Genomic DNA, 24,840 nt, shown 5'->3' with positions numbered 1-24,840 from the left:
TCAAACTCTTCAGTTTAAATTTGTCGCCACTCGAAAGTGACTAAAATCTAGCTCAAAGCAAAAACTGGAATACTTAACTGTTCGTAAGTACGAATAGTTCTATGAATTCACGAGTCACTTGCTTCGATAAGTCTTTACAACCTATCCCGGCAAGCGCCCACACGAATTGCATGGTCGATTTGTTAAAGAGCGTTCCGCTTTCCTCAAGCGGGGCCGAGATTCTATCTCAACCGATTTCGAAGTCAACTTGTTTTGCAGAGAAATTTGTTTGAAAACTTGTCTGCCGGCTGGCTTCGTGTGCCGCCTCAGCGACAACGTGGGGGCGTATTCTACAGCCCCGTTTCCTGCCGTCAACGGCTTTTTTAAATATTTTTTAACTTCGCTGCCAACACCGGATCGTGGCTAATCGACAGGTCCACCAGCTCCACATCTGAGGCACGAACGGGGCGACCAAAAAACTGCGCCGCGACACGGGCAAAACGCGCCGCGCCGTCGGTGACCATAAAGCGGACCTCTCCCACCTGCGCCGCAGACGGCGGTGGACCGTAACTCTCCATCAGGTACTCTTTGAGCGCTTGGGCCGTCGTGTCCGCCGAGTCCACCAGGGTGACTCCCTCACCTACCACCTTGGCGATGGCCTGATTGAGCACCGGGAAATGAGTACAGCCGAGAACCAGGCAGTCGATGTCACCACGCGGTAGGCCGTCGACCTTCAAAAGGGGATCAAGATAACGGGCCAACACCTGCTCAAGCAGAGGCCCCTCCACCCAACCTTCTTCCGCCAGGGCGACAAAGAGTGAGCAGGCACGACTGTAAACCTGTATTTCCGAGTCCAGTGCCGCCACTTCACGTTCGTAGGCACCGCCGAGAATGGTGCTCTCCGTGGCTATTACAGCAACCCCTTTGCTGCGGGTCGCGGCACAGGCAGCACGCGCACCGGGCTCGATCACTCCAATGACCGGCAGACCGGGGTAGGCCTGACGCAAGGCATCCAGGGCCACAGCCGAGGCCGTATTACAGGCAACGACCAGCGCTTTAACGCCCTGTTCAACCAGGGCCCGCGACGCCTGGAGCGCGTAACGACAGACCGACTCCGGGCTTTTGGTGCCATAGGGAACCCGCGCGGTATCCCCGAGATACAGCAAATTTTCGGCGGGCAGTGCGCGATGTATGGATCGCAGAACCGTCAGGCCGCCGACGCCCGAGTCAAAAACGCCGACCGGCAGCCGGCTATTCACACTCGTTAAGCCCATAACCTAGCGTTTTTTCGCCTTGGCCTTGCTCTTCTTGGAAAAGCGTACCAGCCGCTCTTTCTTCGCCACTTGGCGCCGGCTCAGCACATTCTTTTTCCCCTCGAAGGGGTTGCTGCCGGAGCGGAACTCGAACCGGACCGGCGTTCCCTTGATTTTCAACTGGGCAATAAAGCGGTTTTGAAGGTATCGCTTATAAGCATCTGGCAGCTGGTTTACCTGGTTGCCATGGACGATGAACAGCGGCGGATTGGAGCCGCCCTGGTGCGCGTAGCGCAACTTTATGCGCCGGCCGTTGACCAGCGGCGGCTGATGATCTGCGATCACATCCTCGAGCAAACGCGTGAGCTGACTGGTCGGCCATTTACCCATGGCGCTGGCGTAGGCCTCGTCAACCGACTCATAGAGGTTACCGACCCCCGTGCCGTGCAGCGCCGAGATAAAGTGGACGTTAGCAAAATCGGCAAATACCAGACGGCGCTGCAACTGGCGACGCACATCTTCTCGCTCCTCCGCGTTCATCCCGTCCCACTTGTTGACGGCGATAACCAGCGCCCGCCCCGCATCCAGGGCAAAACCCAACATGTGCAGGTCCTGCTCGGTGATTCCCTCACGGGCATCCATCACGGCGATGACCACATGGGCGTCCTTGATCGCCTGCAAGGTCTTGACGATGGAGAACTTCTCCACCGCCTCCTTGATATTCTTGCGGCGGCGCACACCTGCGGTGTCGATCAGGGTGTAAGGCTCCCCATGACGCTCGTAGGGGATGTAGATGCTGTCCCGAGTGGTTCCGGCCTGGTCATACACCACCACCCGGTCCTCTCCCAGCATGCGATTGACCAGGGTGGACTTACCAACATTGGGGCGGCCGATGACGGCCATGCGGATGCCCTGGTCTTTCTCTTCGTCGGCTTCCGCCTCCGGCGCGGGAAACCCGTCGAGCACCTGCTCGATCAGGTTTCGCACCCCACGCCCGTGGGACGCAGCAATGGGCACCGGCACCGCGAGTCCCAGGGCGTAAAAGTCCGCCATGGCCACATCCGGGTCCACGCCATCGATTTTATTGACCACTAGAAAATAAGGTTTCCCGCTCTGGCGCAGGTGCTGAGCGATCAGCTCGTCGGCGTGATTGAGCCCGGCACGACCGTCAACCAGAAAAAGCACCGCGTCGGCCTCTTCAATGGCCAACAGCGATTGCTCGGCCATCGCCGAGTCGATACCCGCTTCGTCGCCGCTGATGCCCCCGGTGTCAATGACGATGAAGTCGCGCTCATCCAGGCGCCCCTCGCCGTATTTACGGTCACGGGTCAACCCCGGAAAATCGGCGACCAGCGCATCGCGCGAGCGGGTCAAGCGGTTAAAGAGCGTCGACTTGCCCACATTGGGACGCCCCACCAGGGCTATTACGGGATTCATGGCATTACAACCTAAAGAGTTTTAAAAACGCAAAACAGGCAGCCACCAACAAATGGGGCCGCCTGTCAGTCAAGGAGCCGTTACTCGGGTTTAAGCGTCAACGCCGAGAGTCTGCCCCCATTACCCAGCACATAGAGCCGGTCGTTCGCTACCAACAAAGGCCCGCGCACGCCGTCGGCGTCGACCCGGGTACGGGCCAGGAAGTCGCCATCCTCGGCCGCCAGGGCATGTACGTAGCCTTCGAAATCAGCGACCACTACCGCACCGTCCAGTATCGAGGGGGAGCTGAGCTGGCGGAAATAAAGTCCCTCCTGCTCCCACAAGGGGCCATAACCCCGACGCCCATAAGCCTGGACATGGTCCTGCGCGGTACTCAAAAAGAGTTGCTCGTCCCCCAGACCCACGCCCTGGTAGCTGGACGCCTCGGCAGCCCAGAGCTGCCGACCATCGCGGACAGAAAGTGCCGCCAGACGCCCCTGGTAACTGGTGACGTAGAGCACGCCCTTATCCAGCATCAACGGACCGTCGACATCAACGATCCGCTCCAGCTCGGTTTTACCCTGCGGGATCGCGACCCGGCTTTCCCAGAGCGGCTCACCGGTCGCATTGTTCAATGCAATCACCTTACCGTTGGCAAAGCCGGCATAGCTGGTGTCGTCGGTCAGCAACGGCGTACTGGTGCCGCGCAGGGTCAGACTCGGAATCTGGGCGCTGTATTGCCAGCGCCGCCCACCGGACTGAGCATCGAAGGCGGTCAGCCGGCCATCGATGGTCTGCACCAGCGCGATATCCTGGTTGATCTGTACCGGCACCAGCGCCTCGCTGCTCAACCGGGCCTGCCACAGCTCAGCACCGTCCAGCGCGCGAAATACGCGAACCTCCCCGTCATAGGTGGTCAGCGCGATCTTTCCGTCACCGACTCCGACCCCACCGCTGACAGGCAGTCCGAGTTCGCGCTCCCACAGGCGCTCCCCGTTATCCTGGTTAAACGCCGTCAGGGTGCCCTCGTAATTAGCGACATAAATGCGGTTGCCTAGCAACGCCGGTTGGTACTGATGGTATTTTTCCCCCAACCCTTGATCGATCCTAACCGACCAGAGCGTTTGAAATTCGGCCTGAGGCTCGAAATCCACTAGAGGACTGGGCTCGATTTCCCCGTCCCCGCCCCACGAACCGCATCCGCTCAACAGCAGGGCCGCGGCCAGCGCCAGCAGTCGCAACCTACTGCCCATCTTGGGCCCCGATGGCCGCCACGTCATCCAGCTTCATGCTGAGCAGCGGATGGCCGCCGTTCGCGGACGCCGCCAGGGCGCTCTCATAGGCAGCACGGGCCTTACCTTCTTCGCCGAGGGCTTGATAAGCATCCCCCTGAATCTCGTAAAACGCTGCCTGGAACCCCTCTTCAGCGGCCCCTTCCAAGCGGGCCAATGCACCCTGAGGGTCGCCCTGGGCCAGTTTCAACCGGGCGAGGCGCAAGCGGGCCGCCTCGGCAATGGCGCTTTCGGGCTCTTGGGCGAGCACCCACTCGAGTTCCGCTGTGGCTTGGTCAAGGTTACCGGTCTCGGCCGCACTTTTGGCCAACCAGAGCGCGGCATATAGGCCATAGGCAGAGTCTTGGTGCTCCTCCTTCAGTTGCCCCGCCAGGTGGGTCGCGGTTTTGCGCCGCTCGCCATCCAACTGCGCGCCGGGCTGTGTAGCGGCTGCGGTCATCAGGCTCTGATAGGCCATCGCACCCGCCTGCATTGTCTGCTGCTCATGCTGCTGCCAGGCTTTCCATCCGAACACCGCCAGTGCCGCGAGCCCAACCCCCAGCAATGTGGAGCGGCCGTTCTCCCGCCACCAGTTTTTCAACGCTTCAACTTGTTCTTCTTCGGTACGCAATTCAGCCACCGGGGCCTCCTCGATCAAATAAGGTGTTTTAGTTGGCGCTGGCGCTCAGCCAGTTCTGCAGGTGCTCTTTGAGCGCCTTCGGCTCAAGACCGTGATACGGCGTATCCCCATCCCAGAGGGTTACCCGCAGCCCCTCCTCCGGTTGAGTAACCAGAGCAACCAGGGGCGCCCCGCTCTGACGCGCCTTGTTATTGATGTTCTTCAGACCACCAAAGTGGCTCATCACCCGCAGCCCGGGCAGTTCGCTGCGCAACTGCTCTGCCAGAGCCACCAGCTGGTGCTGGATACCCTTGTGCTCGGCCGCCAGGTAAATATCCATGGGCTGACGCAAATGAGCAGGCACAAGATCCAGGGTTTCCAGCATCAGCACCAGCCGCTCAATCCCCATGGCAAAGCCCACCGCGGGGGTCGGCCGCCCCCCCAGCTGTTTAACCAAACCGTCGTAGCGACCGCCGGCACAGACCGTGCCCTGGGCACCCAGCTTGTCGGTTACCCACTCGAACACCGTTTTACAGTAGTAATCGAGTCCTCGAACCAGCCGCGGGTTGATTTCGTAATCGATACCGGCGCCGTCCAGAAGCGCGCGGAGCTGCTCGAAGTGGGCACGGGAGTCATCATCAAGGTAGTCGGCAAGCACGGGCGCACCAGCCAGCACCGCCTGGGTTCCCTCGTCCTTGGAGTCCAATATACGCAACGGGTTGCTGGCTAAGCGCCGGCGGGAATCCTCATCGAGGCGATCCAGGTGCTGCTCCAAGTATGCGACCAGCGCCTCCCGGTAACGGCCTCGCGCCTCGTTGCTACCCAGGGAGTTTAGCTGCAGCGTCACGGAGTCCAGCAGCCCGAGCGCCTGCCAGAGACGCGCGGAGACCATGATCACCTCGGCATCGATCTCTGCACTCGCCATGCCGAAAGTCTCGACGCCGATCTGGTGAAACTGCCGGTAACGTCCTTTCTGGGGTTTTTCATAGCGGAACATCGGCCCCCGGTACCAGAGGCGACGGGTCTGGTTGTACAGGAGCCCATGCTCCTCCCCCGCCCGCACACAGCCAGCGGTCCCTTCCGGGCGCAGGGTCAGACTCTCATCATTACGGTCCAAGAAGGTGTACATCTCCTTCTCGACGATATCGGTGACCTCGCCGATGGAGCGCTTGAAAAGGTCGGTTTTTTCGACCACCGGCAAGCGAATTTCGCTGTAGGCGTACTGCCCAAGCACCGACTCCACGGTTGCTTCCAGATAACGCCAGACCGGCGTCTGCTCCGGAAGAATGTCATTCATTCCACGAATGGCTTTGATTTTGGACAAAGTTGAATTCCTACTACTTTTAGAACACCGGGCGTTAATCGAGCGTCAGTCGCGCCACGTTCTGACGGGCCACGGACTGAAGGTCGAGCGGCTCACCGCCCAGCTCCGCCATGGAGACCGCCGATACACGACCGACCAGCAGGCGAGCGGGCTCCTCGACCAAAAACTCCAGCGACTCGCCGGCCTTCTTGTTACTGGCATAGAGAAGGTTGTCCTCCTGATCACGGATCGCCACCCAGCACTCGTCGGTGAAGGTCATGACCAAGCGTTTCTCTTCCGTCGCTGTCGCCGCACGCTCCGCCGTATCAGCTGCGGTCGCTGCCTCAGGAGCGGCTTGCGATGCGGTTTCTGCACTGGCCGGCTCCGCCGCCCCTTCGGCCTCCAGCTCTTTACTGAGGCGTTCAATCTCTTCAGGGCTAAGGTAGGTCGGCTCCGCCTCATCAGCCTCATCAGCCGCTTCAGGCTCGGACACCTCCGGAGGCGTCGATTCAGTCTCACGCTGGGACAGGCGGCTCTGAATATCGGTCGGATCCGACGCCGCTTCCTGCGCCGCTGCGGCATCCGACTCTGGCGCCACTGGTGCCTCCACTCCCTCAGGTGTCGCCACAGGCGCGCGGGACTGACCCTGCCACCACCAAAGGCTGGCGGCGATCAACGCCGCCGCGAACAGCACCACCGAAATCCGGATCAGAGGGTCGCTTAACTTAGCCTGCTGCCCCACCTTGTTGATGCTGGTCACCGGTCGCTCGATGGTTTCACGCCCCACCATCCTGTCGATTTCGGCAACCAGCTCATCACCGGAAAGCCCCACGAAGCGCGCGTACGCCCGCATATATCCCTTAACAAAGGCAATACCGGGCAGCTTGCTGAGGTCGGTGGCTTCCAGCGCGCTGACGTAAGCCTCAGATATATTGAGACGGGTGGCCACATCCTGAACGCTCAGCCCGCGTGCTTCACGTACCGCTTTCAGCTGTTTTCCCGGCAGCTCCTGATGGCCGGACTCCGAGTGCGTTCCCAACATTGGATCGATCTCGGTCATTGACGCGACTCCTTGTAGAGTTGGTACTCCCGGGACTGCGGATAAAGGTTCTTCAACAATAGCGAATAGGTCGCCGCCATGCCCGGGTCCTGCCCCTGGCGGGAGAGCCGAATCCCCAGCCACAGGCTTTGCGCGTTATGCTCAACTTGGCGCAGATTAACCAGTTTGGAAAACCGGCTGAACAATTGCCAGGATTGGCCGTACTCTCCCCGCTGGTACGCCAATTCGCTCAACGCGAGAATGGCCTGACTGGCATTGGGATCCAACCGCAGCACCTGACGGTAGGTTTTTTCCGCCTCCGCCGACTGACCGGTAACACGATAACAGCTGGCCAAATTTTCCAAGGTCGCGCTGCGTTGCTCGTACAGCGGATCCCGTGCGGCCGCCTCGAGGTAACCGCACGCCTCTGCATGACGCTGCTGCAACATCAGGAAAATACCATAGTTGTTGTTAACCATGGCGTTGTCGGGATCGCCCTCAAGCGCCTTTCGGTAATACTCCTCGGCAATTTCGGTTTCACCCTGACTCTGAAACACCAGCGCCAGCAGCGTTAATGAGGAGGCCGCTTTCGGGTCCACCTCCAGCGCCTGCTTCAAAGGACGCTTCGCCTCTTCGTACTGCCCCAGCTGAATATATTCACGGGCCACGCTGTTCCAAGCTTCTAAACGCTCCTCTTTAGAGCCTTGCTTGGCAGCACGGCCATCCACGGTGGTTTGGGTGGCGCAGCCTCCCAACAGCATGGCACACAACAACAGATACCCGACTGCTCTCACACCCTCTCCTTAGCCTGGCCCAGCGGCCGACAAATCCTGCTTGACGGGGATATATTTTTGACTGCGCCTTGTTCTATCGTCAACCTGGCCCACCAGCTGTCCGCAGGCTGCGTCGATATCATCCCCGCGGGTACTGCGCACCGTGGTAATGACTCCGCCCCGGGTGGTGATCGATCGAAACTGCTCGATAGCGGCTTTCTTGGCCCGCCGGTAGCCAGAATTGGGAAACGGATTGAAGGGAATCAGGTTGAGCTTACAAGGCAGATCCCGCAACAATGCCACCAGCTCGTGGGCATGCTCGGGCCGATCGTTCACCCCATCGATAAGGGTGTATTCAACGGTCGCCACCCGCTTGTCGTTGCAACGGTCCAGGTAGCGCCGAGTCGCGGCCATCAACTCGCTGATCGGGTACCGTTTATTCAGGGGAACCAGCTCATTTCTCAGCTCATCATTGGGGGCATGGAGCGATAGCGCCAGGGAAACGTCACTCACCTCCCCCAGCTGGTCGATAGCCGGCACAAGCCCGGCTGTACTCAGAGTAACCCGTCGTTTGGAAAGGCCGTAGGCATTGTCCTCCATCATCAACGACATGGCGTCGACCACCGGCTCGAAGTTCATCAGTGGTTCGCCCATCCCCATCAACACGACGTTGGTCACCCGACGCGGATCCTTGGGTTCAAAAGGCCCGAAAGACTTAATGGCGACCCGCAACTGACCGATGATCTCTGCGGCAGTAAGGTTGCGGTTAAAGCCCTGTTTGCCGGTCGAACAGAAACTGCAGTTCAACGAACAGCCCACCTGCGAGGAGACACAAAGCGTCTTGCGCTCGCCATCGGGAATCAGCACGGTTTCCACCGAGCTCCCCCCCTCCATGCGTATGACCCACTTGCGGGTCCCATCGCTGGAGATATCTTCCAATACCACCTCGGGCTCACGAATCTCCGCGATCGCTTCCAACTTTGCCCGCAGCGCTTTGCTGACGTTGGTCATGTCGTCGAAACTGTCGACACCGGCCTGATGAATCCATTTCATCACCTGGGTGGCGCGAAACTTTTTCTCCCCGATACTCTCGAAGAAAGCCTCCAGCTTGGGCTTGGAAAGCCCCAGCAGGTTAACCTTGGCAGCGGCTGTGCTCATTGTCATCACATTGGGTTGGAGATTGAAAAGCGCCGCCGGAACGGCGGCGCTGAAGCTTCGATCAGGCGCCGAAGAAGTAAGCCACTTCCCGCTCGGCGGAGGCCGGCGAGTCGGAGCCATGGACAGCATTAGCGTCGATGGACTCGGCGAAATCCGCGCGGATGGTGCCTTCGGCCGCTTCCTTGGGGTTAGTCGCGCCCATCAGTTCACGGTTCTTGGCGATAGCATTCTCGCCTTCCAGCACCTGAACCATGACCGGGCCGGAGGTCATGAATTCGACCAGCGCCTCGAAAAACGGACGCCCCTTGTGCTCCGCATAAAAGCCTTCGGCCAGCTCGCGGTCCAGGGTCAGCATCTTCGCCTCAACGATCTTCAGGCCGTTGGTTTCGAAGCGGCTGTAAATTTTACCGATAACATTCTTGGCCACAGCGTCAGGCTTGATGATGGAGAGGGTACGTTCAATAGCCATTTAAAATCCCCAAAAGGTCTTAGGTTGATTAACAAAAACGGCTAATTATAGAGCCAGTGCCCCCGGGTTGAAAGGGCATAATTTGCCGGGTGCCGGCTATGACCATCTACACTAAAAAAGATTCATCCGTTAACGGCATACGGAGGTAACCATGCCCAACACCCCGATCGGGAAAATGCTCAAAGATTGGGAGCGCCACTGCATTGAGTACCACCCCAAAACCACCCGGGAAGTGGCAATTGCGAACGAGGATATGATTAAGCTTGAAGCGCTGGCCGAGGTCTATCGAATTCCACAGGAAGAGATTGTCGCCAACCTACTGACTCACGCACTGCGCGAAGTCGAAGAGAAGATGCCCTACATCGCAGGTCCTAATGTCATTCGAATGGAGGAGGGCGACCCGGTTTACGAGGACGTGGGACCAACCCCCAACTACCTGAAAATCAAAGCACGTCTGGAGCGCGAAGCCGCGCAACAACCCCCTGAACCCTCAACCAAGCAATAACAGAACGCCCACACGGGCGTTCTGTTGGTACGCTACTACTCCGCAGGGGAAGCGGCGACGGGTAAAATCAACTCACGGTTACGCGCCAGGAGTGCCTGCCCTACCCCCTTTACCGCCAGCAGGTCGTCGGCGGACTTGAAGGGACCATTCTGCTCCCGGTAACGGACGATCTCCTGCGCCTTCACCGGACCAATGCCATTTAGCGCGGCGGCCAGCTCAGCGGCGCTGGCCTGATTGATATTAACAGGCTCAGCCGCCCCTGCACCGAGCGACAACCCCATGAGCAAACCGGCCACGAGGCCGGAAATTCCTTTTAGCTTCATACGCAACTTTCCTTGTCTTTAACTATTTAGCGCTCGCCTACGCGAGTAAAAGCAAGCTTAGACAATGGTTTGCAACTCTGCCTGAATCTTTTCAAGCACTGCGACCGGATCCACTGCCGCGGTAATCGGGCGACCGATAACCAAGAAGCTGCTACCCGCCTCAATCGCTTCAGCAGGGGTCATCACCCGGCGCTGATCGCCGCGCTCAGCCCCTGTCGGGCGAATGCCCGGGGTGACGAGTTGGAAGTCGGCCCCCTGTGCCCGCCGCAACAGGCTTGCCTCCTGGGCTGAGCAGACAACCCCGTCCAAACCGGACCGAGCCGCCAGCGCGCTCAGAGCCTGGACCTGTTCCAACGGTGAGCGATCAAGGCCTATTTCAGCCAAGTCCGTCGCCTCCATGCTGGTCAATACTGTGACAGCAATCAGCAAAGGACGAGGGCCGTTGACATTTTCCAGCGCCTCACGCGCCGCCTCCATCATCCGCCGCCCGCCACTGGCGTGTACATTGACCATCCACACACCAAGCTCCGCAGCCGCCTGCACCGCCTTGGCCGTGGTATTGGGAATATCATGAAACTTGAGATCGAGAAACACCTCGAACCCCATCCCTTGCAGCTTTTCAACCACCCCGGGGCCCGCCCGGGTAAAAAGCTCCTTACCGACTTTCACCCGGCACAACCCAGGATCCAACCGGCTCGCCATCTCCAGGGCTTGGTCGGCGCCGGGATAATCTAGCGCTACGATTACCCGCGAGCCTTCACCTCGCTGCCCTTGGTGAGCGATCACTGACATTCAAAATTCCTCAAAATAGATGGTTATTCGCCTTCCAGGCCCTGGATTGGTCTGACCTCCCCCCAACCCTGGCAGCTCGGGCACTGCCAGTGGAGTGTCTGACCGGAGAAGCCGCAGTTGCGGCAGTGATAGACCGGCTTGGACTGTTCGAGCTGCCCGGTCAGGCCGCGCAGCACCCCCAAGCTTTCGCGGGCACTCTCCCCCGCATGCTTGAGATGCAGGTCGATCAAACGGTTAAACCCTTTTACTGACGGTCGCAGCTTGAGTTGCTCGGTAATGTAGGCACCGGCCTGGTAATCGCCCTGCTCCCGGGCAATCTCATCGGCAACCAGGAGCATCGCCGTGGTAGAAGGCGCATACTCAAAGGTCTGCTCCAGATAGCGCCGCAGCTCACCGGTGGCATTCAGCCGCCGATAACACTCGGCAAGTAGAGGAACCGTCTCCGAGACGAAGGCTGGATCCTGCAACGGGACAGACTTTAGACTCTTGATCGCGGCTTTCCACCGCTCCTCGGTCATCTCCAACTCGGCATTGAGCAGGGAGGCGCGCACACAGTCAGGGTCCTCCTGGAGCGCCCCCTTGATATGTTTTCGCGCCTCCTGCCACTCGCGACGCTGCAGCGCCACCCGGGCCAACTCACAGTGGTAGTGAGCCAGACGGGTACCCAAGGCACCGTCGTCATCACTGAGCAGCTCTGCCACCTTCAGAGCTTTATGCCACTCTTTCTCCTGCTGGTAGAGGTCGATCAGTAGTCGAACCGTGGTATCCCGGTCCTCACGACTCCCCTCCCCCAATAGTTCCAAAAGCAGATTTTCAGCACGATCCAGCAGCCCCGCGGCCATGTAATCATGAGCAAGCGCCAGCTGCACCTGGACAGATTCCTTGGCGGTGAGAGACGGAAGAGCCAACACCTCTTGGTGAAGCTGGATGGAGCGCTGAACCTCACCCCGGCGCCGGAACAGCGTCCCGAGCGCCAAGCGAATGGGGACGGTTTCGCTGTTGTATTTCAACGCACTGATGAAACTCTCGATCGCCTCATCGGTATTGTTGTCGATGAGATGATTAAGACCGCTGAAGTACTCGTGCCGCAGCCGCTCAGTATAATTTTCCAGTTGCTGCTTACGTCGGTCCCGGCGCCCCAGCAACCAGCCAATGGCCAACGCCAGAACGAGCGGAACGATCAGCAGGTAATCGCCCATCATCAACCGTTATTGAGGTTCAAGGTCCTCAGCTTATCCAGTTCTTTACGCGAGTGGTCCAGCTTACGCCGCGTATTTCGTAGACGGGCTTTTAGCCCCATGATGGACAAAACACCCAACACCACGCTGAGTACGGCACCCAGCAGAAAGCTGAGCACCAGCCACAACGCCACACTCTTGGCGGGCGATTGAAAAAAGACCAAATCGATCGCCACCTGCTGCTGATTGTTTACCGTCAGGAGGATTCCGATCAACAGTAGCAGCAGCATAAAGGCCACCGCCAGAAACGTTTTGATTAAGCGCACCGAAAATGCCTCATTGTCATTGAACCAATCCTGGCGGTTAACGCCCCTGTTTCATGCTGTCGTTCACCTGCTCACGCAAGTCCTTACCCGGCTTGAAGTGCGGCACATACTTAGCGTCCAGTTCAACCGCCTGGCCGGTTTTCGGATTACGCCCTACCCGTGGTGCACGGTAATGCAGGGAAAAACTACCAAAACCGCGTATCTCGATGCGCTCCCCGCTGGAGAGCGCTTCAGTCATATGGTCTAGCATCGTTTTTACTGCCAGCTCCACATCTTTAACTGACAGATCTTCGTGCCTCATTGCCAAGCGTTCGATCAGCTCAGACTTTGTCATAGCCGTCCCCTAGTCGCCATTACCGGTCCCGAGCAACTTTCACCCTTCATCGAAACGAAGGACACCCGCGAAGGCTGGTCCTGATTAAGTTTTCTTTCCCAACTGCTCTTTGATCAGGTCCCCGATGGTTGTCGGTCCCGTCTCGATTTGCTGCTCTTTAAGCGCCTTCATGGCGGCCCGGTCTTCACTCTGCGCCTTGGCTTTGAGCGAAACGCCTATCAACCGCTTCTTACGGTCCACATTGATGATAGCCACTTCGATGGTTTCGCCCACCTTGAGCACCGTGCCGGCATCATCCACGCGATCCACGCTAAGCTCGGAGGCTTTCAGCTGAGCCTCAACCCCCTCGGTCAGCTGCAGGGTGGCCCCTCGAGGCTCTACGGCAATCACTTCGCCAGTGACCAGCGCCCCCTTATCGTGCTCGGCGACGAAGCCCATGAAGGGGTCGCCTTCCAACTGTTTAACCCCGAGAGACACCCGCTCCCGTTCTTGGTCGATAGCCAGGATTTGAGTTTCCAGTGTGTCGCCCTTGGCATATTCGCGAACCACCTCCTCCCCGGGCTGTTCCCAGCTCAGATCCGAGAGGTGAACAAGTCCGTCGATTCCGCCTTCCAGCCCCACAAAAATTCCGAAATCGGTAATCGAACGAATCACCCCGGAAATCCGGTCACCTTTGTTGTGCTGCTTGCCAAACGTCTCCCAGGGATTCTCGACGCACTGCTTCATTCCCAGAGAGATACGGCGACGCTCCTCGTCGATATCAAGGACCATCACGTCGATCTCTTCGCCTAGCTGCACCACCCGGGAAGGGTGAATGTTCTTGTTGGTCCAGTCCATTTCGGAAACGTGGACCAACCCCTCGATGCCATCCTCGATTTCAGCAAAGCAACCGTAATCGGTGATATTGGTAACCCGCCCCTTGAGCCGCGTATTGGCCGGGTAACGCTGGCTTATGCCCTCCCACGGGTCCTTGCCGAGCTGCTTGAGGCCGAGGGAAACTCGCCCGCTTTCGCGGTCATAACGAAGCACCTTGACATCCAGCTCCTGGCCCACAGAGACCACTTCGCTAGGGTGACGTACCCGCTTCCAAGCCAGGTCGGTAATGTGGAGTAAGCCGTCAACGCCGCCCAAATCGATGAAGGCGCCGTAGTCGGTCAGGTTTTTCACGACCCCCTTGAGCACCATTCCCTCGGTGAGGGTCTTAAGCAGCTTTTCCCGGTCGGCGCTGTTGGCCTCTTCCAGCACCGCCCGGCGGGATACGACGATGTTGTTGCGCCGGGCATCCAGCTTGATGAGTTTGAACTCAAGGGTCTGGCCTTCCAGGTGGGTGGTGTCTCGGACCGGACGCACATCGACCAGAGAGCCCGGCAGAAAGGCGCGGATGGAGTCCAGCTCCACCGTCAAACCGCCCCGCACCTTGCCGACGATCTGTCCCTCTACGGTTTCACCCGACTCGTAAGCCGTCTCCAGCTCACGCCAAGCCTGTGCCTGCCGGGCCTTGAGCCGGGACAATGAGGTACTGCCGAAACCGTCCTCGAGGCTGACCACCGCCACCTCGACTTCATCCCCCACCGCTAGGCTCAACTCGCCATTTTCCGAGGTGAACTCTCGACGGGGAATGACGCCTTCGGATTTCAACCCGGCGTTGACCGTCACCCAGTCATCGTCAATCGCCTCGACCGTGGCGGTAACCAGCGCACCAGGCCGCAGATCAGTATCTTTCAAGCTCTCTTCAAAGAGCTCAGCAAAACTTTCGCCCATGATTTATTCCCAGCCCGCTCGCGGGACGGGGGGAGCTTTGATCGCCAGCTCCCGCCCTCAAGACAGGCAGTTGTCCTTGACCTGCGCCACCACGCAATCAAGCACGGCCTCTATGGACATCGATGTACTGTCTATCACCACAGCGTCGTTGGCCGGCTTCAGGGGGGCGACGGGTCGGTTGATGTCACGATCATCCCGTGCCTGAATGTCTTCCAGCACTTTTTGAAGACTAGCACCGGCCCCCTTTGTTATCAACTGGTTATAACGGCGCCTCGCGCGCTCTTCTGCGCTGGCGTCCAGATAGATTTTTACCGGGGCCTCCGGGAAGACCACAGTACCCATATCCCGACCGTCAGCAACCAGCCCCGGCAACTCGGCAAAGTCACGTTGGCGGCCTAACAATGCCCTGCGCACCGACTCTACCGCCGCCACGATAGACGCCGCCCGGCCCGCCTCTTCGCTGCGAATCGCCTGGGTGACCTCTTCACCTTCCAAAATCACCCGCACCCCCTCCTCACCGGCTTCGCTCTTGAACTGAACATCAAGGTGCGCAGCCAGCACTTCCAGGGCGTCGGAATCATCCAAATCGACCCCGTGGTGCAGGGCCGCCAGCCCCAGAACCCGGTAAAGCGCACCGCTGTCCAGCAAGTGCCACCCCAGCGCCTGGGCCAGCAATTTAGCAACCGTCCCTTTACCCGAACCACTGGGCCCGTCAATGGTGACCACCGGTGCCTGCTGTTTGGTCACGATCTACTCCTCAATGTTAATACGGATCCCCACCCGACGCGCCAGCTCGACAAAGTTGGGGAAAGAGGTGGCAACGTTGGCACAATCATCAATTTCGATGGCCTCATCAGCCCGCAGGGAAGCGATCGCAAAAGCCATGGCGATACGGTGGTCCCCGAGGCTGTTCACCCGGCCCCCAGCGATGGGGCCGCCCTGAATCACCGCGCCGTCGGGGGTGCCTTCTATGTCGACGCCCAGCGCCTGCAAACCGTCCACCATGGCCTGAATCCGGTCGCTCTCCTTGACCCTCAGTTCTTCGGCCCCCGTCAGTACCGTCCTGCCTTCGGCGCAGGCTGCAGCAATGAAAAGAGCAGGAAATTCATCGATCGCAAGCGGCACCTGCGCTTCGGGAATCTCAATGCCCTTGAGCGGCGCATAGCGGACCCTAATATCGGCCACCGGCTCCCCGCCCACCTCGCGTTCATTCTCCAACGCCAGATCCGCCCCCATGGCCCGCAGAATGTTAACCACACCCACCCGGGTCGGATTGATGCCCACATGCTGCAGAAGAATATCGCTGCCCGGGGTAATCGCGGCCGCCACCATAAAGAAGGTAGCCGAAGAGATATCGGCCGGCACATCGATTCGGGTTGCGGTCAGCCTGCCGCCACCCGCGAGGCTCGCACTGGCCCCCTCCCGCTGCACCGGGTAGCCGAACCCGCAAAGCATGCGCTCGGTGTGGTCCCGGGTCGGCGCGGGCTCCGTGACGCGAGTTACGCCATCACTGTACAGGCCCGCCAGCAAGACACAGGATTTCACCTGCGCGCTGGCCACGGGCATGTCGTAGTCGATACCCGCCAGCTTGGCCCCGCCGGTAATGCGAATCGGCGGACAGCCCCCGGCCCCGGTTTCCACCTGGGCGCCCATGGCCCGCAGCGGAGCCGCCACCCGCTCCATCGGCCGCTTGGACAGGGACTCATCACCGGTCAGCACACTGTCGAACGCCTGTCCTGCCAGCAAACCGGCAAACAACCGCATGGCAGTCCCGGAGTTGCCCACGTAGAGCGGCCCCGGGGGCTTACGCAACCCGCGCATACCCACGCCATGGATGGTGACTTTGCCCTGGTAGGGGCCCTCAATCACCACCCCCATATCGCGAAACGCCTGCAACGTGGCGAGACTGTCCTCGCCCTCAAGGAAGCCTTCGACTTCGGTCACCCCCTCCGCCAACGCGCCCAGCATAATCGAGCGGTGAGAAATGGATTTGTCGCCGGGAACCCGGATCTGACCGTTCACCCGGCCGCCGGGCAGCGCCCGGAATTTCACATTGGTGTTGTTCATAGGTAAGGAATACGCTGTTCCGGAAAGAATTCGAGAAAAGTGTTCGCGCGCCGACTTGGCACGGGTAAAGACCCCGAGCAGGGCCTGGCCGTCGCCCCGCTCGATGGCGCTGCGCAGCGTCGCCACACCCGCGGTAAACTCGTCCAGCACCTTGAGGGTAGCGTCACGATTGGCCAGGAAGATGTCGTGCCACATCATAGGATCACTGGCGGCAATGCGGGTAAAGTCACGAAAACCACCGGCGGCGTAGCGAAAGATGTCGCGGTTTTCATGGTCGTTGGCCAGGGTGTCCACCAGGGAAAACGCCAGCAGGTGGGGCAGGTGACTGGTGGCGGCCAACACCTCGTCGTGCCGGTGCACCTCCATGTGATGCACCTCGGCCTCCAGCGCCTCCCACATAAGGGTTACCTGTTTGAGCGCGTGACGGTCGGTCTGGGCTAACGGTGTGAGGATCACCTTGTGCCGACGATAAAGATCGCCGTTGGCCGCCACCACCCCGCTCTTTTCCGACCCGGCGATGGGATGCCCGGGCACGAAGTTGGGCGGCACCTCCCCAAACACCCGCTCCGCGGCAGCCACCACATTACCCTTGGCGCTGCCCACATCAGTCAGAATGGTCTGGCTGGAAAGCGCCGGCGCAATGTCCGCCATCAGGGTTTCCATCACCTTGACCGGCACCGCCATAACCACCAGATCAGCGGCACACACCGCCCCATGGAGGTCGGTTACGGCTTCGTCAATCACCCCCAGGCGCAAACCTTCTTCCAGCTCGGCGGCATTACGGTCATACCCCACCACCCTGGTAGCGAAGCCACGACGACGCAGCCCCAGCGCAACAGACCCGCCGATCAGGCCCAGGCCTATAACCAGAAGACGACCCAGCGGCTGCATCAGCGGCCCAGCACCTTCTTGAGCGCGCTCAGGCAGGCTTGGTTCTCGGCCTCAAGACCAATGCTGACACGCAGGTGTCTGGGCATCTCGTAGCCTCCCACCGGACGCACAATGACGCCTTCACGAAGCAGCGCTTCGAACACCGGCCCCGCCTCGCAGGCCACATCCACGGCGATGAAGTTGCCGACGGAGGGAATGTAATCGAGGCCCAGCGTGGCAAAACCGGACTCCAACTGCGCCATTCCGGCGCGATTAACCTCGCGGCTCCGGGCCAGGTAAGCCTCATCACCCAACACGGCCGTGGCGGCCGCCTGGGCCAGGCTATTGGCATTGAACGGCTGACGCACCCGGTTGAGAAGGTCGGCAATCGCGGCGCTGGAGGCGGCGTAGCCGATACGCAAGGCAGCGAGCCCATAAGCCTTGGAGAAGGTACGGGTCACCACCAGATTGGGATAGCGGGACAGCAGCGCCAAGCCATCAGGAAAACGCGAGGAGTCCACATACTCGGTGTAGGCCTCATCCAGCACCACCACCACCCGTTCCGGCACCCGGTCCAGAAAACCGACCAGCGTGTCGCGGTCGATCCAGGTCCCGGTGGGGTTGTTAGGGTTGGCGATAAAAACCACCCGGGTCTTGTCACTGATGGCTGCCGCCATGGCATCCAGGTCGTGCCCCCAATCTTTCGCCGCCGTGACCACCGCCGTCGCACCGATGGCCTGGGTAACGATGGGATAGACGGCGAACGCATGCTGGGAAAAAACCGCTTCTGCCCCCGGGGACAGGAAGGCCCTGGCCACCAGCTCCAGCACATCGTTGGAGCCATTGCCGAGGGTGATCTGGGACATCTCAAGACCGAAACGGGCTTGCAGCGCCCGCTTCAGGGCATAGCCGTTGCCATCCGGGTAGCGTGCGCCCTCCCCGAGCCCGGCGCGAATCGCATCTGCCGCCGCCTCACTCAGTCCCAAGGGGTTCTCGTTGCTGGCCAATTTGACGATATTGGCAATACCCAGCTCTCGCTCCAGCTCCTCAACCGGTTTGCCGGGCACATAGGGCTGCAGCCCCCTCACCCCCGGCGCCGCCAGCGCTTGAAAATCACAACTCACAATAGTCTCCCTGACCTGGATTAATGGTTCAGCAGGACGTTCACAGAACAGCCTGGGGGTAGGAACCCAGCAGTTTGAGCTCCTGCGCCTCGTCACCGATCTCCTTCATCACCTTTTGAATCGGTGCGTCGGAGTAGTGGCCCTCGCAATCGATGTAGAAAATGTAACCCCAGGTACCCATCCCCGAGGGGCGGGTTTCGATGCGGGTCAGGCTGATACCAAAGCGGTGGAAAGGCTCCAGCAGGTGATACAGCGCCCCCGGCTTGTTGCGGGCCGCCACCAGCATCGACGTCTTGTCACGCCCGCTGGGGCCGGTCAACTGGTTACCCACCACCAAAAACCGCGTGGTGTTATCAGGCTGGTCCTCAATGTTCTCTACCACCGCCTTCAGGTTGTAAAGCTCGGCTGCCATATCGCCGGCAATCGCCACCGCCTGCTCGTCTTTCTCCGCGGCTGCACGCCGAGCAGCCTCGGCGTTACTGCTCACCGCCACCCGTTCTACACCGGGATAGCGGGCGTCCAACCAGCGCCGGCACTGGGCCAGAGACTGCTGGTGAGAGTAGATGCGACTGACGTTATCCAGGTCCACCCCGTCGGCCGCCAGCAGGTGCTGGTGAATGCGAAGCTCCACCTCGCCGCAGATGGTCAGGGTCGATTCGCGGAACATGTCCAGGGTGTGATGGACCATGCCCTCTGTGGAGTTCTCGATCGGCACCACCCCGTAATGGGCCGCGCCCGACTCCACTTCCCTGAACACCTCGTCGATGGAATGCAGAGGAACGCTGATAACAGAATGACCGAAATGCTTGAGCGCCGCCGCCTGGGTAAAGGTGCCCTCGGGCCCCAGAAACGCGATGTGCATGGGCTGCTCAAGCGCCAGGCAGGCGGACATGATCTGGCGAAAGACCTTGGCCACCTCCTCGCCATCCAAGGGGCCCGGGTTGGTGTCCATAATCCGGCGCAACACCTGGGCCTCTCGCTCGGGACGATAGAACACCGCCCCCTGGTCAGGCGCGGTCTGCTTCACCTCCGCCACCTGCTGCGCACAGCGGGCGCGGTCACTGACCAGCTGCAGAATCTGCTGGTCGATACGGTCTATTTCCTGGCGCAGCTTGCCCAGCTGCTGCTCCTGATCGCTCATGGGCTCGGCTCTTGCTAGCGCGGGGCTTGTCGAAGCCCCCGGGGAATGCTCAGCGGCCATAAGGCCGCCCCTGGTTACTCCTCGACAGCCTCGGCGGCAGCCGCGTCCTCGTCATCGGTTTCGCTGTCGTCGTCCGCGTCCTGAGGCTCCTGAACCCGGGCCACGCCAACCAGCTTTTCGCCTTCGACAACGCGGATCAGGGTAACCCCCTGCGTGTTGCGGCTCAGCACCGAGATCTCGTCGGTACGGGTGCGCACCAGGGTTCCCTGGTCGCTGATCAACATCACCTCATCACCGTCAAAGACCTGGACAGCACCCACCAGCTCGCCATTGCGCTCGGACATCTGCATGGCGATTACCCCCTGGCCGCCCCGTCCTTTGACCGGAAATTCCGACAACGGGGTGAGCTTGCCGTAGCCATGGACGCTGGCGGTCAACACCCGACCACCCTCCTCGGGAATGATCAGCGAGATCACCCGGGCCGACTCATGGATGCGAATACCGCGAATACCCCGTGCGGTTCGGCTCATGGGCCGCACCAGCGCCTCCTCGAAGCGCACGGCCTTGCCCTGGTCGCTGAACAGCATGACTTCCTGGCGACCGTTGGTGATGGCCGCACCGATCAGGGTGTCGCCCTCTTCCAACGCCAGGGCGATCAGGCCGCTGCTGCGGGGGCGGGAGAAGTTGACCAGCGGGGTCTTCTTCACCGTCCCCATGGCGGTGGCCATGAATACAAAATGGTCCTCGGTGTACTCGTTCACCGGCAGGATCGTGGTGATCCACTCCCCCTCTTCCAGGGGCAGCATGTTGACGATGGGGCGCCCCCGGGACGTGCGGCTGGCCGGCGGAATCTCGTAGACCTTGAGCCAGTAAACCTTACCCCGGTTGGTAAAGCAGAGGATGGTATCGTGGGTGTTAGCCACCAACAGGTGCGCCACGTAATCCTCGTCCTTGATCGCGGTGGCGGACTTGCCGCGCCCACCACGGCGCTGAGCCTGGTAGCTGTCCAGGGGCTGGCTCTTGGCGTAACCGCCGTGGGAAATGGTGACCACCATATCCTCCTCGGTGATCAGGTCCGCCATGGTGAGATCCTGGCGCGAGGCGGTAATTTCCGTCAGCCGCTCGTCACCGTACTCCTCGACCACCGCTTCCAGCTCTTCACGGATCACCTGCATCAGCCGCTCGGTGCTGCCCAGAATCTCCAGCAGCTCGGCGATCTTCTCCAGCAGCACCTTGTACTCTTCGATCAGCTTGTCCTGTTCGAGCCCCGTGAGGCGATGCAGGCGCAGGTCCAGGATGGCCTGGGCCTGGGCCGGCGACAGGTGGTAGCGGCCGTCGCGAATGCCGAACTGTTCGGGCAGGTCGTCGGGACGACAGGCATCGCTGCCGGCCCGCTCGAGCATACCGGTCACCTGCCCGGGCTCCCAGCTGCTATCGATCAGTTTCTCCTTGGCCTCGGCAGAGGTTTTGGAAGTCTTGATCAGCTCGATCACCGGGTCGATGTTGGCCAGGGCAACGGTCAACCCCTCGAGAATGTGGCCGCGCTCGCGGGCCTTGCGCAGATCGAAGATGGTGCGCCGGGTCACCACCTCGCGACGGTGGCGGATGAAGGCTTCCAGCAGCTCCTTGAGGTTCAGGGTCTTGGGCTGACCGTCCACCAGGGCGACCACGTTGATGCCGAAGACGTTCTCCATCTGAGTGTGGGCATAGAGGTTGTTGACCACCACCTCCGGCACCTCGCCGCGGCGCAGCTCGATGACAATGCGCATGCCGTCCTTGTCGGACTCGTCGCGCAGCTCGGTAATGCCCTCGACCCGCTTCTCCTTGACCAGCTCGGCGATCTTCTCGATCAGACGCGCCTTGTTGACCTGGTAGGGAATCTCGGTAACGACAATGGAGTCCTTGCCGTTTTTCGAGTCCGTCTCCACGTGGTACTTGGAGCGCAGGTAGATGCGCCCGCGACCGGTGCGGTAGGCCTGCAGAATGCCGGCGCGGCCGTTGATGATCGCTCCGGTGGGGAAATCCGGACCCGGAATGAACTCCATCAGGGCGTCCACGTCCAGGGCCGGATTATCGATCAGGGCGATGGTACCGCGCACCACCTCGGTGAGGTTGTGCGGCGGAATATTCGTGGCCATGCCCACGGCGATGCCGGAGGAGCCGTTGACCAGCAGGTTGGGCACCCGGGTAGGCATGACCTCGGGAATCTGCTCGGTACCGTCGTAGTTGGGTACGTAGTCGACGGTCTCCTTTTCCAGATCGGAAAGAATCTCGTGGGAGATCTTCTCCATGCGCACCTCGGTGTAACGCATGGCTGCCGCGGAGTCACCGTCAATGGAGCCGAAGTTGCCCTGGCCGTCGACCAGGGTGTACCGCATGGAAAAGGGCTGCGCCATCCGCACGATGGTGTCGTAGACGGCGGAGTCGCCGTGGGGGTGGTATTTACCGATGACATCACCCACCACACGAGCCGACTTTTTATACGGTTTGTTCCAGTCGTTGCCCAGCTCGTGCATGGCATACAGCACACGGCGGTGGACAGGCTTGAGGCCGTCGCGGACATCGGGCAGGGCGCGCCCGATAATCACACTCATGGCGTAATCCAGATAAGACTGCTTAAGCTCGTCCTCAATGTTGACCGGTTGGATCTCTTTGGCTAATTCACCCATAAAATCCTGCTTTCCTTTCACTGGCTCCCCACTTGGGCAAGGGGGATGAACCGACATACTCGGGTTGCGAGCAAGGCTTCGCGACCGCGTCTTAAAAAATCACGCAATCATACCACAGGCACCGCTAAGCCGGGGACAAAATTGAGTCTTTTCAAAGGGGCTAGCTGGGCGCGAAGCGAGCGCAGTGGTAACATGCCCCGGCCCGTCAGCGACGGCTGTCAACCTGTAAGAGAGCATTCCATGACCCAAGCCTCAAAACCCACCTCCTCCGCCGCCGGCGGCAATGTGGACCGGGACGAGATCGCCAAGTTCGAAGCCCTCGCCAGCCGCTGGTGGGACAAGGAGAGCGAGTTCAAGCCCCTCCACGACATCAACCCCCTACGGGTCAACTTTATCGACGAACGCGCACCCCTGGCCGGCAAACGGGTGCTCGACGTCGGCTGTGGTGGCGGCATCCTGTCCGAGGCAATGGCGCTGCGCGGCGCCGAGGTAAGCGGCATCGACATGGGCGAAACGCCGCTGAAAATCGCCAAGCTGCATGGGCTGGAATCCGGGGTCAAGGTGAACTACCGGCAGATCACGGTGGAAGAACTGGCCGCCGAAGCCCCCGCAAGTTTCGATGTGGTCACTTGCCTTGAGATGCTGGAGCACGTCCCCGACCCCGCCTCCGTGGTCAACGCGTGCGCGACCCTGGTACGCCCCGGCGGCCAGGTCTTCTTCTCGACCCTCAATCGCAACCCCAAGTCCTTCCTGCTGGCCATTGTCGGCGCCGAGTACCTGCTCAACCTGGTGCCCCGGGGAACCCACGAGCACAGCCGCTTCATCCGCCCCAGCGAACTGGGCGCCTGGTGTCGCGAGGCAGGCCTGCTCTGCGGCGAGATGACCGGCATGACCTATAATCCACTGACCAAGGCCTACCGCCTGGCCCCCCGCGACGTGGATGTGAATTACCTGCTGCAAACCGAAAAACCGGAATGAACCCGCCCCCCAACACCGCCATACTCTTCGACCTGGACGGCACGCTACTGGACACCGCCCCTGACTTTGCGCGCATTCTCAACGAAATGCGCGCCGAAGAGGGACTGTCTCCACTGCCCTACCCCCAAATCCGCGAGGTAGTTTCCGACGGGGCCGCCGCGATGATTCAGGCGGGTTTCGCCCTATCCCCCGAAGACGCAGGGTTTGAGCCGCTGCGCCACCGCCTGCTGCAAAAGTACGCCACCGGGCTTGCCGAGCAGACCCGCCCCTTCACCGGCATAGAACCCCTGCTTCAATGGCTCGACGACATTGGCTTGCCCTGGGGCGTGGTCACTAACAAGCCCGAACGCTACAGCGCACCCCTTATGCGCGCCCTGGGACTGGATACGCGCTGTGCGGTGCTCATCTGCCCGGAGCACACGCAAAAGCGCAAACCCGATCCTGAACCGCTTTTGCTCGCCTGCCGCACCATTGACTGCCTGCCGCAAGCAAGCATTTACATAGGCGACCACCGCCGGGATATCGAGGCCGGGCGACGCGCCGGCATGACCACCGTCGCCGCCGCCTTTGGCTACCTGCGCCCAGGTGACTCGGCGCAACAATGGGGCTCCGACTACTGCGCCACCAGCGCCGAAACCCTCCAGCCCTGGCTGGCCGCACGACTGGAGGGCTGAACGCCCTCACCACCACCCGCCCTTGGCCACCACGAAAGGAAACACCATGTTCGACTACCAAGCTCCCGACAACCTGCTCAACGACCGCATTATCCTGGTCACCGGCGCCGGTGCCGGCATCGGTCGCGCGGCGGCCAAGGCCTTCGCCGCCAAGGGGGCGACCGTCATCCTCGCCGGACGCACGGTCGCCAAACTGGAAGAGGTCTATGACGAAATTGAGGAGGACGGTGGGCCGCAACCTGCCATTTTCCCGTTAAACATGGAAGGCGCCAGCGCTCACGATTACGAAAACCTGGCCGCCACACTGGAGAAAGAGTTCGGCCGGCTGGACGGACTGCTGAATAACGCGGGCATTCTGGGAGTACGCACCCCCATTGAAAGTTACGACCCCAGCATCTGGGACCAGGTAATACAGGTCAACCTGAACGCCCAATTCTACCTGACCCAGGCGATGATTCCCCTGCTGCGCCAGGCGGAAGAGGCCTCTATTGTCTTCACCTCCTCAGGGGTCGGACGCACCGGCAAGGCCTACTGGGGCGCTTACGCGGTGTCCAAGTTCGCCATCGAAGGGTTGACCCAGGTGCTGGCCGACGAACTGGAGAACACCTCCAATATTCGCGTCAACGCCATCAACCCCGGCGCCACCCGCACCAACATGCGGGCCAACGCCTATCCGGCGGAAGACCCCAACCGCCTGGCCACGGTCGAGGCCATCATGCCCGCCTACCTTTACCTGATGGGGCCTGACGGCCGCGGCACCCATGGCCAATCCATCGACGCCCAAGGCTAATACCGGGTCCGAGGGCGCCCCATCCCCT

At 60.7% G+C, this 24,840-nt stretch carries 24 protein-coding genes; 4 read left to right on the top strand and 20 right to left on the bottom strand.

The features are described 5' to 3' along the window. Positions 1 to 362 precede the first annotated feature (362 nt). From murI to ndk, 9 genes are all read right to left on the bottom strand, one after another. On the bottom strand, positions 363 to 1,238 hold the full coding sequence (gene murI / locus JGZ97_RS16285; protein WP_370584086.1) for a glutamate racemase: 876 nt from the start codon (positions 1,236 to 1,238) through the stop codon (positions 363 to 365). An 18-nt stretch (positions 1,239 to 1,256) separates the two neighbouring features. After that, positions 1,257 to 2,669: a ribosome biogenesis GTPase Der gene (gene der / locus JGZ97_RS16280; RefSeq protein ID WP_207063756.1), complete on the bottom strand. Its 1,413-nt coding sequence runs from the start codon at positions 2,667 to 2,669 to the stop codon at positions 1,257 to 1,259. 80 nt (positions 2,670 to 2,749) lie between these two features. Beyond that, positions 2,750 to 3,901, bottom strand: a complete 1,152-nt coding sequence (bamB, locus tag JGZ97_RS16275) for an outer membrane protein assembly factor BamB (RefSeq protein ID WP_207063755.1) — start codon at positions 3,899 to 3,901, stop codon at positions 2,750 to 2,752. Then, the gene (locus JGZ97_RS16270) at positions 3,891 to 4,559 is read right to left on the bottom strand and encodes a tetratricopeptide repeat protein (protein ID WP_207063754.1); all 669 of its coding nucleotides are present in this window, start codon (positions 4,557 to 4,559) and stop codon (positions 3,891 to 3,893) included. Before JGZ97_RS16270 ends, bamB begins: the two co-directional genes overlap by 11 nt. Positions 4,560 to 4,587: 28 nt before the next feature. Continuing rightward, the gene (gene hisS / locus JGZ97_RS16265; protein ID WP_242521844.1) at positions 4,588 to 5,835 is read right to left on the bottom strand and encodes a histidine--tRNA ligase; all 1,248 of its coding nucleotides are present in this window, start codon (positions 5,833 to 5,835) and stop codon (positions 4,588 to 4,590) included. A 61-nt stretch (positions 5,836 to 5,896) separates the two neighbouring features. After that, positions 5,897 to 6,901 (bottom strand): RodZ domain-containing protein, encoded by a 1,005-nt coding sequence (locus tag JGZ97_RS16260; RefSeq protein ID WP_207063752.1) that lies wholly within the window; start codon positions 6,899 to 6,901, stop codon positions 5,897 to 5,899. After that, on the bottom strand, positions 6,898 to 7,674 hold the full coding sequence (pilW, locus tag JGZ97_RS16255; RefSeq protein ID WP_207063751.1) for a type IV pilus biogenesis/stability protein PilW: 777 nt from the start codon (positions 7,672 to 7,674) through the stop codon (positions 6,898 to 6,900). The genes JGZ97_RS16260 and pilW overlap by 4 nt, the downstream gene beginning before the upstream one ends. 9 nt (positions 7,675 to 7,683) lie before the next feature. Beyond that, the gene (rlmN, locus tag JGZ97_RS16250) at positions 7,684 to 8,811 is read right to left on the bottom strand and encodes a 23S rRNA (adenine(2503)-C(2))-methyltransferase RlmN (RefSeq protein WP_207063750.1); all 1,128 of its coding nucleotides are present in this window, start codon (positions 8,809 to 8,811) and stop codon (positions 7,684 to 7,686) included. Positions 8,812 to 8,872: 61 nt separating this feature from the next. Beyond that, positions 8,873 to 9,280 carry a nucleoside-diphosphate kinase gene (gene ndk / locus JGZ97_RS16245; protein ID WP_207063749.1) on the bottom strand — a complete coding sequence of 136 codons (408 nt, stop codon included), beginning with the start codon at positions 9,278 to 9,280 and terminating at the stop codon, positions 8,873 to 8,875. Positions 9,281 to 9,431: 151 nt separating this feature from the next. Between ndk and JGZ97_RS16240 the strand changes: the two genes are divergently transcribed. Next, a complete protein-coding gene (locus JGZ97_RS16240; protein ID WP_207063748.1) occupies positions 9,432 to 9,785 on the top strand; it encodes a hypothetical protein in 354 nt (117 codons plus the stop codon). A 35-nt stretch (positions 9,786 to 9,820) separates the two neighbouring features. Here the strand turns inward: JGZ97_RS16240 and JGZ97_RS16235 are convergent, their stop codons facing one another. The 11 genes from JGZ97_RS16235 to gyrA all read right to left on the bottom strand — a co-directional run bounded on the left by JGZ97_RS16235 (position 9,821) and on the right by gyrA (position 22,370). Continuing rightward, the gene (locus JGZ97_RS16235; protein ID WP_207063747.1) at positions 9,821 to 10,108 is read right to left on the bottom strand and encodes a helix-hairpin-helix domain-containing protein; all 288 of its coding nucleotides are present in this window, start codon (positions 10,106 to 10,108) and stop codon (positions 9,821 to 9,823) included. A gap of 57 nt (positions 10,109 to 10,165) precedes the next feature. After that, positions 10,166 to 10,900 (bottom strand): orotidine-5'-phosphate decarboxylase, encoded by a 735-nt coding sequence (pyrF, locus tag JGZ97_RS16230; RefSeq protein WP_207063746.1) that lies wholly within the window; start codon positions 10,898 to 10,900, stop codon positions 10,166 to 10,168. 23 nt (positions 10,901 to 10,923) lie between these two features. Then, positions 10,924 to 12,102: a lipopolysaccharide assembly protein LapB gene (gene lapB, locus JGZ97_RS16225; RefSeq protein ID WP_242521837.1), complete on the bottom strand. Its 1,179-nt coding sequence runs from the start codon at positions 12,100 to 12,102 to the stop codon at positions 10,924 to 10,926. Then, the gene (locus JGZ97_RS16220) at positions 12,102 to 12,404 is read right to left on the bottom strand and encodes a LapA family protein (RefSeq protein WP_370584085.1); all 303 of its coding nucleotides are present in this window, start codon (positions 12,402 to 12,404) and stop codon (positions 12,102 to 12,104) included. The genes lapB and JGZ97_RS16220 overlap by 1 nt, the downstream gene beginning before the upstream one ends. Before the next feature lie 37 nt (positions 12,405 to 12,441). Continuing rightward, positions 12,442 to 12,738, bottom strand: coding sequence for an integration host factor subunit beta (locus JGZ97_RS16215; protein WP_207063745.1), 297 nt, complete (start codon positions 12,736 to 12,738; stop codon positions 12,442 to 12,444). An 84-nt stretch (positions 12,739 to 12,822) separates the two neighbouring features. Further along, on the bottom strand, positions 12,823 to 14,499 hold the full coding sequence (gene rpsA, locus JGZ97_RS16210; RefSeq protein WP_207063744.1) for a 30S ribosomal protein S1: 1,677 nt from the start codon (positions 14,497 to 14,499) through the stop codon (positions 12,823 to 12,825). A 57-nt stretch (positions 14,500 to 14,556) separates the two neighbouring features. Continuing rightward, on the bottom strand, positions 14,557 to 15,246 hold the full coding sequence (gene cmk, locus JGZ97_RS16205) for a (d)CMP kinase (RefSeq protein WP_207063743.1): 690 nt from the start codon (positions 15,244 to 15,246) through the stop codon (positions 14,557 to 14,559). A 3-nt stretch (positions 15,247 to 15,249) separates the two neighbouring features. Further along, complete coding sequence (locus tag JGZ97_RS16200; protein WP_207063742.1) at positions 15,250 to 17,457, bottom strand: bifunctional prephenate dehydrogenase/3-phosphoshikimate 1-carboxyvinyltransferase; 2,208 nt, start codon at positions 17,455 to 17,457, stop codon at positions 15,250 to 15,252. Next, positions 17,457 to 18,560, bottom strand: a complete 1,104-nt coding sequence (hisC, locus tag JGZ97_RS16195; protein ID WP_207063741.1) for a histidinol-phosphate transaminase — start codon at positions 18,558 to 18,560, stop codon at positions 17,457 to 17,459. Before hisC ends, JGZ97_RS16200 begins: the two co-directional genes overlap by 1 nt. Positions 18,561 to 18,600: 40 nt before the next feature. Further along, positions 18,601 to 19,701: a prephenate dehydratase gene (gene pheA / locus JGZ97_RS16190; protein ID WP_207063740.1), complete on the bottom strand. Its 1,101-nt coding sequence runs from the start codon at positions 19,699 to 19,701 to the stop codon at positions 18,601 to 18,603. 74 nt (positions 19,702 to 19,775) lie between these two features. Further along, a complete protein-coding gene (gene gyrA / locus JGZ97_RS16185) occupies positions 19,776 to 22,370 on the bottom strand; it encodes a DNA gyrase subunit A (RefSeq protein WP_207063739.1) in 2,595 nt (864 codons plus the stop codon). Between the two features lie 240 nt (positions 22,371 to 22,610). Between gyrA and ubiG the strand changes: the two genes are divergently transcribed. The 3 genes from ubiG to JGZ97_RS16170 are packed head-to-tail and all read left to right on the top strand — an operon-like array spanning position 22,611 to position 24,812. Continuing rightward, positions 22,611 to 23,348 (top strand): bifunctional 2-polyprenyl-6-hydroxyphenol methylase/3-demethylubiquinol 3-O-methyltransferase UbiG, encoded by a 738-nt coding sequence (ubiG, locus tag JGZ97_RS16180; protein ID WP_207063738.1) that lies wholly within the window; start codon positions 22,611 to 22,613, stop codon positions 23,346 to 23,348. Further along, positions 23,345 to 24,022, top strand: coding sequence for an HAD-IA family hydrolase (locus JGZ97_RS16175; protein WP_207063737.1), 678 nt, complete (start codon positions 23,345 to 23,347; stop codon positions 24,020 to 24,022). The genes ubiG and JGZ97_RS16175 overlap by 4 nt, the downstream gene beginning before the upstream one ends. Positions 24,023 to 24,068: 46 nt before the next feature. After that, positions 24,069 to 24,812 carry a YciK family oxidoreductase gene (locus tag JGZ97_RS16170; RefSeq protein WP_207063736.1) on the top strand — a complete coding sequence of 248 codons (744 nt, stop codon included), beginning with the start codon at positions 24,069 to 24,071 and terminating at the stop codon, positions 24,810 to 24,812. The last annotated feature ends 28 nt before the right edge of the window (positions 24,813 to 24,840 follow it).

The organism is Motiliproteus sp. SC1-56 (genome assembly GCF_017309075.1).
Taxonomy (GTDB): domain Bacteria; phylum Pseudomonadota; class Gammaproteobacteria; order Pseudomonadales; family Balneatricaceae; genus Motiliproteus.
This window is presented reverse-complemented; position numbering and strand designations above follow the sequence as displayed.